This is a genomic window from Paenibacillus sp. URB8-2 (genome assembly GCF_013393385.1).
GTDB lineage: Bacteria > Bacillota > Bacilli > Paenibacillales > Paenibacillaceae > Paenibacillus_AQ.
Window position 1 is genome coordinate 830,343 of record NZ_AP023239.1, and the last position, 11,570, is coordinate 841,912.

At 54.2% G+C, this 11,570-nt stretch carries 11 protein-coding genes; 9 read left to right on the forward strand and 2 right to left on the reverse strand.

The annotated features are described in order from the left end of the window. Positions 1–140 precede the first annotated feature (140 nt). Positions 141–1,205 carry an iron-containing alcohol dehydrogenase family protein gene (locus PUR_RS03870; protein WP_179034107.1) on the reverse strand — a complete coding sequence of 355 codons (1,065 nt, stop codon included), beginning with the start codon at positions 1,203–1,205 and terminating at the stop codon, positions 141–143. Then, on the reverse strand, positions 1,202–1,855 hold the full coding sequence (locus PUR_RS03875; protein ID WP_179034108.1) for an MtnX-like HAD-IB family phosphatase: 654 nt from the start codon (positions 1,853–1,855) through the stop codon (positions 1,202–1,204). Before PUR_RS03875 ends, PUR_RS03870 begins: the two co-directional genes overlap by 4 nt. Before the next feature lie 231 nt (positions 1,856–2,086). Here PUR_RS03875 and PUR_RS03880 point away from each other — a divergent pair, with 231 nt between their 5' ends. The 9 genes from PUR_RS03880 to nikB all read left to right on the forward strand — a co-directional run bounded on the left by PUR_RS03880 (position 2,087) and on the right by nikB (position 11,567). Further along, the gene (locus PUR_RS03880; RefSeq protein ID WP_232101705.1) at positions 2,087–3,544 is read left to right on the forward strand and encodes an ethanolamine ammonia-lyase reactivating factor EutA; all 1,458 of its coding nucleotides are present in this window, start codon (positions 2,087–2,089) and stop codon (positions 3,542–3,544) included. 45 nt (positions 3,545–3,589) lie between these two features. Beyond that, positions 3,590–4,954 (forward strand): ethanolamine ammonia-lyase subunit EutB, encoded by a 1,365-nt coding sequence (locus PUR_RS03885; RefSeq protein WP_179034109.1) that lies wholly within the window; start codon positions 3,590–3,592, stop codon positions 4,952–4,954. Between the two features lie 22 nt (positions 4,955–4,976). Then, a complete protein-coding gene (gene eutC / locus PUR_RS03890) occupies positions 4,977–5,678 on the forward strand; it encodes an ethanolamine ammonia-lyase subunit EutC (protein WP_179034110.1) in 702 nt (233 codons plus the stop codon). 19 nt (positions 5,679–5,697) lie between these two features. Further along, entirely contained in the window at positions 5,698–6,600 is a 903-nt protein-coding gene (locus tag PUR_RS03895; RefSeq protein WP_179034111.1) for an acetamidase/formamidase family protein, read from the forward strand. 117 nt (positions 6,601–6,717) lie between these two features. Then, the gene (locus tag PUR_RS03900) at positions 6,718–7,344 is read left to right on the forward strand and encodes a GntR family transcriptional regulator (RefSeq protein ID WP_179034112.1); all 627 of its coding nucleotides are present in this window, start codon (positions 6,718–6,720) and stop codon (positions 7,342–7,344) included. Between the two features lie 29 nt (positions 7,345–7,373). Then, positions 7,374–8,192 carry a carbon-nitrogen hydrolase family protein gene (locus PUR_RS03905; RefSeq protein ID WP_232101706.1) on the forward strand — a complete coding sequence of 273 codons (819 nt, stop codon included), beginning with the start codon at positions 7,374–7,376 and terminating at the stop codon, positions 8,190–8,192. Positions 8,193–8,213: 21 nt separating this feature from the next. Beyond that, a complete protein-coding gene (locus tag PUR_RS03910; RefSeq protein WP_179034113.1) occupies positions 8,214–8,996 on the forward strand; it encodes an HpcH/HpaI aldolase family protein in 783 nt (260 codons plus the stop codon). 53 nt (positions 8,997–9,049) lie between these two features. Continuing rightward, complete coding sequence (locus PUR_RS03915) at positions 9,050–10,618, forward strand: ABC transporter substrate-binding protein (protein WP_179034114.1); 1,569 nt, start codon at positions 9,050–9,052, stop codon at positions 10,616–10,618. Positions 10,619–10,646: 28 nt separating this feature from the next. After that, positions 10,647–11,567, forward strand: coding sequence for a nickel ABC transporter permease (gene nikB, locus PUR_RS03920; RefSeq protein ID WP_179034115.1), 921 nt, complete (start codon positions 10,647–10,649; stop codon positions 11,565–11,567). Positions 11,568–11,570: the final 3 nt, after the last annotated feature.

Sequence of the window (11,570 nt, forward strand, 5' to 3'; positions counted from 1 at the left end):
AAAAGAAGACGCTTGGATGCAGCTTAGCCTAGCGTCTTTTTGCGTCGTTTACGCTCTAACAGAAGGACCGTTCCGACTCATAGCACACAGGGGCAGCGGCGGGTGTCGGAAATTGAAGTTCCTTAGACATCCTTCCTTAATTAAGTCAAAATCCGCTGCAGCGTTTCATCACTCCGAAGCAGACCCAGCGCTTTCTCGCGCATCTCCGGCAGATGCAGATACGTCCGGCGGGACGGTTTAATGGACGGGGCCAACGCAATTGCCCGTTCAAAATCCTCTCGCTTCATCCCAAGCGTCGCAACGAAATCGAAAAATCCGGTTTCGCCAAGGAATTTGCGAACCCGCTCCACCCGATGCTCCTGCACGAGACACATCAGGTAAGAAGCTACGCCCACCTGAATGCCGTGCAGCTGCGGCCGCTCGACAATCTGGTCGAGGGCATGGGAGATCAGGTGCTCGCTGCCGCTTGCAGGCGCGCTGCTTCCGGCAATCTCCATGGCAATTCCGGAAAGCGTAAGGGAATCCACAATCTCTTTAATAAAAAAGAACTCGCGGATATCGGTATAGGGCATGCGCACAATGCTGTTTACCGATTTTTTGGCCATCATCACCGCAAAGTCATTCACGCGGGTTGCGCCGCGGGATTCCTCAAACCGCCAGTCGAAAATCGCCGGGATTTTGGAGAGGATGTCCCCTAGTCCGCTGTAAAGGAACTGAATCGGCGAATTCCGGACAAGTCCAAGATCCACCAAAATGCCGTAAGGCATCCGGGCGGGAACCGACGTGCGGCGGCCTTGGACATAAAGGGAACAGCCGGAGCTTGCAAAGCCGTCGTGGGCGACTGAAGTCGGCACGCTGATAAACGGCAGCCCGTTTAAAAACGCGATATATTTCGCAATATCCAGTCCCTTCCCTCCCCCGATTCCGACAACAGCTTCTGTACGAGCCGGAAGAGTGAAGGCGGTCTTCGCAATAGATTCAAGGCTGTTGTCCAGAACATCCCGGTTGTCCAGCACTTCAAGCTGCGCTTGCTCCGTTAACGATTGAACAATTTGCGGCTCGCATAGAGGGCGAATGCCTTCGCCAAAGCAGAGGACAATGCGGGAAAACCCGGCCTTGCAGAGCAGCGCCCCAAAATGGGAAAGAACCTGGTCGCCAACCTCCAGAAGCGCAGGAATTGCGATTTCATGGGCCTGGCGCTTCATTGCGGCCACCCTTTTTCTTTCAAATAGCCGGAAATGGCATGATAATCGTCAACCGGTACATGACTGATTCCGTCCCGCGTCAGCAGATCGCGCAGCTCGCCTCGGGCAAAAGCGATGTCGGCCGCTTTGGCCGCTTCAAGGTCGGGCTCGCTGTCCCCGGCAAATAAAACCGTGCGGTAGCGCCCCCGGATATCCTCAAGCACCTTGCGTTTATCCAGCCCGAAAATCTCCGAGAAAAAAGGGTTCGCGGTGTCGGGAACAATCCGCAGCGCGCCGTTTTCGTGTACGGCCGGCATGGAAATGACGGTTACATTCGGGATTTCCAGCGCCTGCATGAGCCGCTCGATATACCATGACGTACCTGCGCTTACGATATAAAAGTCTCCCCCGCGCGCCTGAACCTCATGGACAAAATCAATCGCCCCCGGCGTGAGCGGGATTTTGCGGATCTCATCCAATAGCTGCTCTTCCGTAAGATTAAGCTTGCCGAAAATATGGTTAAGAAACTCCACATTAATCTTCGTTGTTTTCTTCCAGTCCTGGTAAAATTGATGCCCCCATTCCGGGAAAAAACGGTCAATCATCAAATGATAAAAATCCCGCTGCGAAAGCGTGCCGTCAAAATCGGAGAGAAAAGCAAATGGTTTCATTATTAGAGAACCCCCCAGAACAATATATTTCATATTTAAGATTACCATATCCTTCTTTATTATTTATGAGCGATACCCATTTCAGATTGAAGCTCTGAAAATTCTTCTGAAAATTAATTAAAATTTTATTGAATAATGCAAAACCCTGCCTTATAATAACGACATGAAACCTGTATACAAGTTGGTATTCAAGATAGCGCGTCGAATTCATTGGGCACGTTATAGGGAGGGATGGGGCAATGGATGGATGAGCTGTCATTTACAAGCGTCGGCATCGACATCGGAACCAGTACGACCAAACTGATTGTCAGCAGGCTTCGGTTGGGGCGGGTATCAGGGGCCTCCCATTTACCCCGCTATGAAATTGTAGAACGGGAGCTGCATTATGCAAGTCCGATTTACTCCACGCCGCTGCTGTCCCAAGATGAAATCGATATGGATGAGGTTGCCCGAATTCTGCGGGATGAATACGATCATATCGGTTTGAGCCTATCCGAGGTCAAATCGGGAGCCGTCATCATCACCGGAGAAATGGCAACCAAGACGAATGCCCGCCGGGTCGTGCATTACCTGGCGGAGCGTTCCGGGGATTTCGTCGTCGCTGCCGCCGGAGCGGATCTGGAAGGACTGCTGGCCGGTAAAGGGTCCGGTGCCGAACAACGGTCCAGGGAGTTTCCGGGAGTTGTGGCGAATGTCGATATCGGAGGCGGTACCTCGAATGTCGCTTATTTTCGGCAAGGGAGAGCGATTGGTACCGTCACCATCCATGTCGGGGGGCGGTTGATCCGACTGGATGATCGGGGTAATGTTCATTCGGTTTCTCCGCATATGCTGAAATGGCTGCAGGAACGCCGGACTCCGCTGGCGGCAGGAAGCAAGACGACCCCGGATCAGCTCCAAGGGATAGCCTCCGCGATGTGCGGCGAAATGCTGGCTTATTTGGCCAAGGAAGCTGTCGATTCATCTTTTCGGCATTTAATCGCCGGATCGCCGCCCGCCGGACCGCTGCCGGAGATAGACGAACTCATGATTTCCGGAGGGATCAGCACCTTAATGGCGGACCGGGAAGTCCCGGAATCCATGACTGCCATTGCCAGGTACGGAGACATCGGGCCGCTTCTGGCCAGCTCGCTGCGGCAGCAAGAAGACCGGTGGCCGTTCCGGATCGTCACCTCCGCACAAACCGTACGGGCGACCGTCATCGGCGCCGGTATGCAAAGCGTCGAAATCAGCGGCTCCACCGTACATATCGATCCGTCTTTGCTGCCGCTCCGCAATCTTCCGGTCCTCCATCTGGAGTACACGGGGATTAGGCCCGAGGATTGGAACCGGGAGGCCGATGAGGCTATGCTGGAGGCCGCAAGGTACGCTCTGCCGGAAGCCGAGGCTCCTTGCGCTATCGCTTTAAGCGGAGCCGTTATCCACTCGTACTCTGCACTGCAGCTGGTAGCTCAAACACTGCTTGATACATTTACCAGTCATTTTCCCGATGCGAAGATAATGGCGGTTGTCTGCGAGCATGACATGGCCAAGGCGCTGGGCCAGGCGTTGTCCATCCGCTGCGGGAAGCGTCTGGGCATCGTGTGCATCGATCAAATCCGGGTGGAGCGCGGCGATTATATCGACATCGGAGAACCGCTGCCCGGCTTTCTCGTCCCTGTTGTGATCAAGACCTTGGCTTTTTCATAACCCATAACCGATAAACCATAACCGATGCGGAAAGGAGGCGAATGGATGATCAAGAGCATGAACATGCTCGGGCAGACCTACCGTTTTGACAGTCTCAAAGAAATTCTGGCCAAAGCGAACGAGGAGAAGTCGGGCGATCAGCTGGCCGGAATCGGAGCAGCGGATGCCCGCGAACGGATCGCCGCCAAATTTGTGCTGGCTGACCTGACGCTTAGTGAAATCAGGAATGATCCGCTGCTGCCGCCCGAAGAAGATGAAGTGTCAAGGGTGATCGGAGAGGGGATCGAAGAGACGGTGTATGACGGGATTCGGAACTGGAGCATCGCCGAGCTTCGCGAGTATATTTTGTCCCATAAAGCGGGGCAGGATGAACTGAAGCGGCTCGGTTCCGGCATGACCAGCGAAATGATTGCCGCGGTCGCCAAAGTGATGTCCAATCTCGATTTGATTGCGGCCGCTTCCAAAATCCGCACGGTTACCCGGTGCAATACCGAAATCGGGCAGCGTGGCGTGCTGGCCACAAGAGCGCAGCCGAATCATCCCTCGGACAGCATTCCCGGCATTTTGGCCGCGATGTACGAAGCGCTCAGCTATGGCATCGGAGACGCGGTCATCGGGATCAATCCGGTGATTGATTCGGCGGAGAGCGTCCGGGCGATATTGTCCGCAACCAAAGAGGCGATGGACCGGTGGAGCATCCCGACACAGAATTGCGTCCTGGCGCATGTGACGACCCAAATGAGAGCGATCGAGCAAGGAGCCCCGGTGGATTTGCTGTTTCAAAGTCTGGCCGGAACCGAGCAGGGCAATAAGGGCTTCGGCGTGAATATCCGGCTGCTGAACGAAGCGGATGAGCTGATGCGCATGAAGGGGGCTTCACAGGGGCCGAATCACTGGTATTTTGAAACCGGGCAGGGCTCGGAGCTGTCCTCATACGCTCACTTCGGGATTGATCAAGTGACGCTGGAGTCGAGATGCTACGGGCTGGCCCGGCAGTACAACCCGTTCCTCGTCAACACCGTCGTTGGTTTTATCGGACCGGAATACCTGTATGACAGCAAGCAGGTCATTCGGGCCGGATTGGAAGACCATTTTATGGGCAAAATGCATGGGCTTCCGATGGGCGTGGATGTATGCTATACGAACCACATGAAGGCGGAGCAGAACGATATGGAGAACCTTGGCGTGCTGCTGACGTCGGCGGGCGTCAACTTTCTCATCGGCGTGGCGATGGCGGATGATTGCATGCTCAACTACCAGTCTCTCAGCTTTCACGATCTCGCCGCCCTGCGGGAAACCTTTGGTCTAAGGCCGGCACCGGCGTTCGAAGAATGGCTGATCAAGATGGGGATTATGGCCGATGGCAGGCTGACGGAAGCGGCCGGCGATCCGACCCTTTTTATGGGATAAACTACATTTGCGGAGGTGCGGCATGGAAGATCGCGAGAAATTGGAGGCGTTAAAGAAGAGCACTCCAGCACGGATCGGGGTGGGGCGCGCGGGAACCCGGCCGCTGACGCATACGATGCTGCAATTCCGGAGAGATCATGCCGCCGCCGTGGATGCCGTGTACGGGGAAGTGGAGGAGACGATCCTTCGGCAGCTCGGATTATTCACCGTGGAGACCTGTTACGGGAATAAGGAAACCTATTTGAAACGCCCGGATCTCGGACGCATCATTACAGACGAGGGCATTGCGGTTATTCGGGAAAAATGCGTCAAGCAGCCGCAAATCCAGATTGTCGTGTCGGACGGTCTAAGCGCCGATGCGATCACCGCGAACCTCCCCGATGTGTATCCGGCTCTGCTCGATTCCTTGAGAGCGAATGATCTGAACCCGGGAACCTCATTTTTTGTGAAAGGGGGGAGAGTCGCCTGCATGGACCACATCGGGGAGGTGCTTCAGCCGGATGCGCTCGTGCTCCTGATCGGTGAACGGCCCGGGCTCGTAACCGCCAAATCCATGAGCGCTTATATGTGCTACAAGCCCCGCAAAGGCATGATCGAATCGGACCGGAATGTCATATCGAACATTCACAGGGGCGGGACGCCTCCTTTGGAGGCGGCGGCGCATATCGGCACGATGCTCAAAGGGATGCTGGAGCGTCAGACGAGCGGCACGAATTTTTTCTAAAAAGAGAGGAGGAAGCCGCATGCATGTTGTGGAGCGTGACCAATTCGTATTCAGCTTCTCCGGGAATCACCCGCCGGTATTGACTGTGCAGAGCGGGGACCGGGTTGTTTTACGGACGAACGACTGCTTCTCTGGGCAAATCCGGGGGGATCAGGATCTTGTTACTTCCATCGACTATGGAAAAATCAATCCGGCGGCCGGACCGGTCTTTGTGGAGGGAGCGCAGCCGGGGGACATACTGAGGGCGGAGATTATCCGCATCTCCCTGGACGGTCAAGGCGTTATCACGACGCTTCCGGACATCGGGACGTTAATTCACCATTCGGAGATCCGGTCGAAGACGGTGCAAATCCGGGAAGGAAGGCGCGTACAGTTCTCAGGCAGGATTGAGTTCGAGTGCGCCCCGATGGTTGGAGTCATAGGCGTGGCACCTTCGGAAGGCGAGGTCGCTTGCGGGCATCCCGGGCGGCACGGCGGGAATTTGGACTCGAGCTGCATCGCGGAAGGCGCAAGCGTGTATCTGCCGGTGTTCGTTCCCGGGGCTCTGTTTGGGCTTGGCGATCTTCACGCCCGCATGGGCGACGGGGAAATGTGCGGAACCGGAGTGGAAACCGCCGGAGAAGTCGAGGTTCGCCTGACCGTGCTGAAGGGCGTACCGCTTACCGCTCCCGTAGTCGAAACGAAGGATTCCTGGCATGCCGTCGCAAGCGATCACGATGTTCTGGAGGCAATACGGCAGGCGAGCGAAGACATGCAGAGCATGATCGTCCAGCGATGGGAACTGACGCCGACGGATGCCTATTTGCTGATGGGCGCGGTGGGTGACGTGCAGATGAGCCAATGCTGCAAGCCTTGTCCGGTGGAGACGGTCGTTCGTGTACGGATGCCCAAGCTTGAAGGAATGCCCGGATTGGCCAGGTAGATAAAATTTTAAATACCCTATTGAAAAGGAGGGGCGTTTATTTTATATTAAACCTGTATACAACTTGGTATACAAGTAACGCATGCAAGAGCGCATGCCGCAAAGGGTGAGATTCTGTTGATAGAGAAAAGTGAGAAAGTTCTTTTAAAAGATACCGCATACGACAAGATCAAAGAAAAAATGATCCGGGGAGATGAGGAATACACCTCGGAAAATACGCTGGTTCAGGAGTTAAGCATGAGCCGGACTCCGATCCGCGAAGCATTAAACCGGCTTCAGTATGAAGGCTTCCTAAGGATATTGCCGAACCGGGGCATCGTCTTCACCGAGCTATCCGCCAAGGAACGCAACGAGCTGATCGATATGAGGATCGCCATTGAGACGTATTCGCTGAGGCAAGCCGCTGACCGGATTACCGACAACGACATTCAGGAGCTGACCCGCATCATCGGCATGCAGGAAGAGGCTTACCACGCCGGGGATTTTGCCGAACTGGTCGAGAAAGACGCGCTGTTCCATCATTACCTGCTGGAGATCGTCGGGAACTCGCAATTCATCAAAATGTACCGTCACGCGAGGGAGCGGCAGTTCACGGTACGGGCCGGAAAATGGCTCAAACATCAGCCGGATGTGCTGCAGACCTTTATAGAAGAACACAGAACCATTTTGAACGCAATCATCCGGAAGGATATCCCCGCTGCGATTCAACATCTGGTGGAGCATTTGGAAAAAGGGAAGCTGTAACGCTTGAAACGACAGGAGGCGGCATTGCTTTGAAATTTCGAGTAGTCATGGCGCAGCTGGAATCGACATCGGACAAGCAAGTGAACTATGAAAAAGCGGTATCGGCAGTCCGGGAAGCCGCTTGCGGCCACTTCGCCCAAATGGTTGTTTTCCCCGAAATATTTATGAGCTTTTTCCCCGCGCACACTCCAAAGCATATCATCGTGGATGACGCCGAGACCCTTCAAGGTCCGTTTGTCACCGGTATGAGGAAGCTGGCTGCCGAGTATGGCGTATGGTTGATTTTCGGAATGAAGGAATTGGTGGATGAGCATAAGGCGGACCGGGTGTACAACACGGTAGTCATTGTTGATAGCGGCGGCTCGATCGCCGGATCGTACCGGAAGACCCATCTGTATGACGCTTTCGGGCTGAAGGAATCCGACACGATCATGCCCGGCGACCGTCTTTTCGAGCCGATTCAGACCCCATTTGGCAAGCTCGGATTGTTCGTCTGTTATGAGCTTCGCTTCCCCGAGATTGCCCGCTATCAGGCGGCCCAGGGGGCGGAAATCATTATTGTCCCTTCCGGCTGGGTCCGCGGGCCGATGAAGGAGCGGCATTGGAGCCACTTGATCACGGTTCGGGCATTGGAAAATACGGTGTTCATGATTGCCTGCAACCAGGTGAGCGATTTCTACAGCGGACAAAGCCTTGTCGCCGATCCGATGGGCGTCCTGATGGCCGCCGGACCGGAGAACGAAGCGCTGATCGCTTGTGAACTCGATCTTTCCCGAATCGCAAGCGTACGTTCCAAGCTGCCATCGTATGAACAGCGAAGACCCGAGCTGTATTCATCCCTGATTTGATCCCGGAAGGAGCCGATTCTAATGAATAAATTGAGCAAGCTGCTGCATAATCAACAGTCCGCCTACGGGATGATCGTAACGCTGAAGGACCCCGCCGTCGTGGAGATGCTGGGACATGCCGGGTATGATTTTGCCATCATTGATATGGAGCATACGACGATCGATTTCGGGCTGGTGGAGCATATGATCCGGGCAGCGGAATGCGTGCAGGTGGCCTCGGTGGTTCGAACTCCCCAGAATGACTATGGCGCCATGCTGCGTGTTCTCGAAGCGGGAGCCGATGGCATCATGGTTCCCCACCTCACCACGCGGGAACAGGCCGAACGAATCGTCGGCACCGCCAAATACCGTCCGGTCGGCTCCCGCGGACTCGACGGCTCCTCAAGAACCGCGCAGTACGGCACAACTCCTTTCCAGCAGCACCTTAAACGCCAAAATGAACGGGTCACCGTGATCGGCATGATTGAAGACGAATCGGCTTTAACCAATCTGGACGATATTGTCAGTGTCGCCGGTCTGGATTTGCTCTTTGTCGGTCCGGCGGATTTGGCCGCTTCCTTTGGCTGCCAAGAGCAATTCGATCATCCCATCGTCATGGAAGCCATCGAAGCGATTATCCGAACGGCCCGCGAGGTGGGGCTTGGCGTCGGCATTCCGGCTTTTACGGCAGAGGAGGTGGACAAGTATTCCAAATGGGGAGCCAACTTTTTCACAGTTCCCCCTATTGATACACTCCTCTTCAGCCGGGCAATGACCGCCCATCTAAGCGACGTTAAGCATAATGAAAGGTTGTCCATGATGTAGGCTTAAAAGACGTCTTGTCGTTCATATGACCATATCTAAGGAGGAAATAAAGTATGCGATGGAATCAGGCGGGGAAGGTAGTAGGATTGATGTTGATTGTGTTGGCTATGATTTTGTCCGCATGCGGTTCGAGTCAAGGGGCGGCGAATGGGACGAAGGCGGAGACGGAAACGAAAACAGAAGCCAAGGGACTGGTTATCACCTTGAAAGGTGACCCTGTCGGCTTCGATCCTCAAAATACGACCGATACCATTTCCAGCCTTATCAACTATCAAATCTACGACAGGCTTGTTACCTTCAATGAGAAGATGGAGGTTGTTCCTCAATTGGCCAAAAGCTGGACAACCTCGGAGGACGGGAAAACCTGGACCTTCGAGCTTAATACGGGAGTCACCTTCACCGATGGCACTCCATTTAATGCGGAAGCGGTAAAGACAAGCTTCGAGCGGGTAGCCGACGAAGGGAAAAACTTGAGTCAGCATTCGCTGGTAGGCTCATTTATCGATAACATTACCACGAACGGCGAGAATGAGGTTGTCTTTCATTTAAAAGCCCCGCAGGGAGCCTTCCTGGGGAACCTGGCTTCCGTTGCCAGCAGTATCCTCAGTCCCAAGTCCATTAAAGAGAACGAAGAGGGAATTGCCAAAAACCCGGTTGGAACCGGCCCGTTCCAATTGAAAAAGTTTACGACCGGGGATGCGGTGGTGCTTGAAGCCAATAAGGATTATTGGGGCGGGGCGCCAAAGATCAGCACCGTCACCTTCAAAAATGTTCCCGAAACCGCCTCCCGGGTCATCATGCTCGAAAATGGAGAATCCGACCTGATGGAAGGCGTTCCGATTACGGAAATCGAACGGCTGAAGCAGAACAGCGAGCTGGTCATCAATCCGATCAAGGCTAACCGGATCGCGTACATCGGGTTCAATACGACGGTCAAGCCTTTTGATCAACCGGCTGTGCGCCAGGCGCTGAACTATGCGATTGACAAAGAAACGCTGGTGAACAAACTGTATGACGGCCGGGTTACCGTTGCCACCTCCGCCATCGCGTCGAGAACGATCGGGTACAGCAACGTAGGATCCTATCCTTTTGATATGGAAAAAGCGAAGCAAATACTGAAAGACGCGGGAATCGTACCGGGGAATTACAAGTTCCGGTTAATTCTGGCCGCCAACGTCGTTCAAGATAAACCGGCCGCCGAATTTGTTCAGAACAGTCTGCAGCAGTTGGGATTCAATATTGAACTGCAAACGCTGGAGCTTGGCACCTATTTAGAGACGCTTAAAGACCCGGGTAAATACGATTTGTTCGTCAGAGGCGCGCTTGCGACCACCGGTGATGCCGATCCCTTGTTCCGGGATGCTTTGTTATCGACCAGCGCTACGAATTATGCCCATTACAACAATCCGGAAGTCGACAAATTGATTCTTGCGGGGCAAGAGCAGTTTGACCAGACGCAGCGTCTGGAGAGTTACGCGAAGGTGCTGGAGCTGGTTAAGACCGACGCGCCGTGGATTTTCCTACATGAGGATATGGCTCGCTACGGTATGTCCAAGAAGGTTGAAGGAATCACCTTCCTCCCTACGTATGTCTATGATTTGCGCAAGGCGGTCAAGAATTAACGAATATTGAATTGAAGGAGGAATCCTTTTGTTAAGCTATGTCGTCAAACGGGTGCTGCAAATGATTCCGACCTTGCTGGGCGTATCCCTCCTCTGCTTCATCATCATCCACTCGGTTCCGGGGGATCCGGCGCATTTGATCGCGGGAGTCGATGCGACGGACGAGCAGGTGCAGAGCGTCAGGGAACAACTGGGTCTGGACCGGCCGTTACTCGAGCAGTATTTCAACTACGTGTCCAATCTGGTCAAGGGCGATCTGGGCGAGTCGATGCAATCCGAGCGTCCGGTCCTCGAGGAAATTATGACGAGGTTTCCTAACACAATCCTGCTGACGGTGTTTTCCGTTGTCATTATGGTGATCATCGGCCTGTTTGCAGGCATCCTCTCCGCGACGAAGCCGAACAGCATCCGGGATAATGTGACGATGATGTTCTCGCTGTTCGGCATATCGATGCCGGTGTTCTGGTTCGGAACGATGCTCATTCTGTTGTTTTCCTATTACTGGCCCCTGCTTCCTTCTGGAGGAAGCAGCGGGTTCCAACATTTCATTCTTCCGTCTATCGTCCTGGGGCTGTCCTCCTCCGGTGTGCTGGCCAGGCTAACCCGCTCCAGCATCCTGGAGGTGATTCATCAGGATTTTATCCGTACCGCGCGCGCCAAAGGGGTCAAGGAAAGGCTCGTTATCTATAAGCACACCTTGAAAAATGCGCTCATTCCGATCATTACGATCATCGGCTTGGAGTTTGGCACTTTGCTCGGCGGCGCCGTTCTGACAGAGACGGTATTCTCGATGAACGGACTTGGGCGGTTTATTATCCAATCCATCGAGTTCCGGGATTATCCGGCTGTTCAGGGCTGCATTTTGTTCGTCGCGACGATCTTCGTCGTTGTCAATCTCGTAGTTGACCTGTGTTACAGCGCAGTGGACCCCAGAATCAGGTATGAGTAGGAG

Excerpts from the sequence above, each read along its gene's own strand:
- PUR_RS03870 (WP_179034107.1), bottom strand. The coding sequence starts at position 1,205 with ATGAAGCGCCAGGCCCATGAAATCGCAATTCCTGCGCTTCTGGAGGTT.
- PUR_RS03875 (WP_179034108.1), bottom strand. The coding sequence starts at position 1,855 with ATGAAACCATTTGCTTTTCTCTCCGATTTTGACGGCACGCTTTCGCAG.
- PUR_RS03880 (WP_232101705.1), top strand. The coding sequence starts at position 2,087 with ATGGGGCAATGGATGGATGAGCTGTCATTTACAAGCGTCGGCATCGAC.
- PUR_RS03885 (WP_179034109.1), top strand. The coding sequence starts at position 3,590 with ATGATCAAGAGCATGAACATGCTCGGGCAGACCTACCGTTTTGACAGT.
- eutC (WP_179034110.1), top strand. The coding sequence starts at position 4,977 with ATGGAAGATCGCGAGAAATTGGAGGCGTTAAAGAAGAGCACTCCAGCA.
- PUR_RS03895 (WP_179034111.1), top strand. The coding sequence starts at position 5,698 with ATGCATGTTGTGGAGCGTGACCAATTCGTATTCAGCTTCTCCGGGAAT.
- PUR_RS03910 (WP_179034113.1), top strand. The coding sequence starts at position 8,214 with ATGAATAAATTGAGCAAGCTGCTGCATAATCAACAGTCCGCCTACGGG.
- PUR_RS03915 (WP_179034114.1), top strand. The coding sequence starts at position 9,050 with ATGCGATGGAATCAGGCGGGGAAGGTAGTAGGATTGATGTTGATTGTG.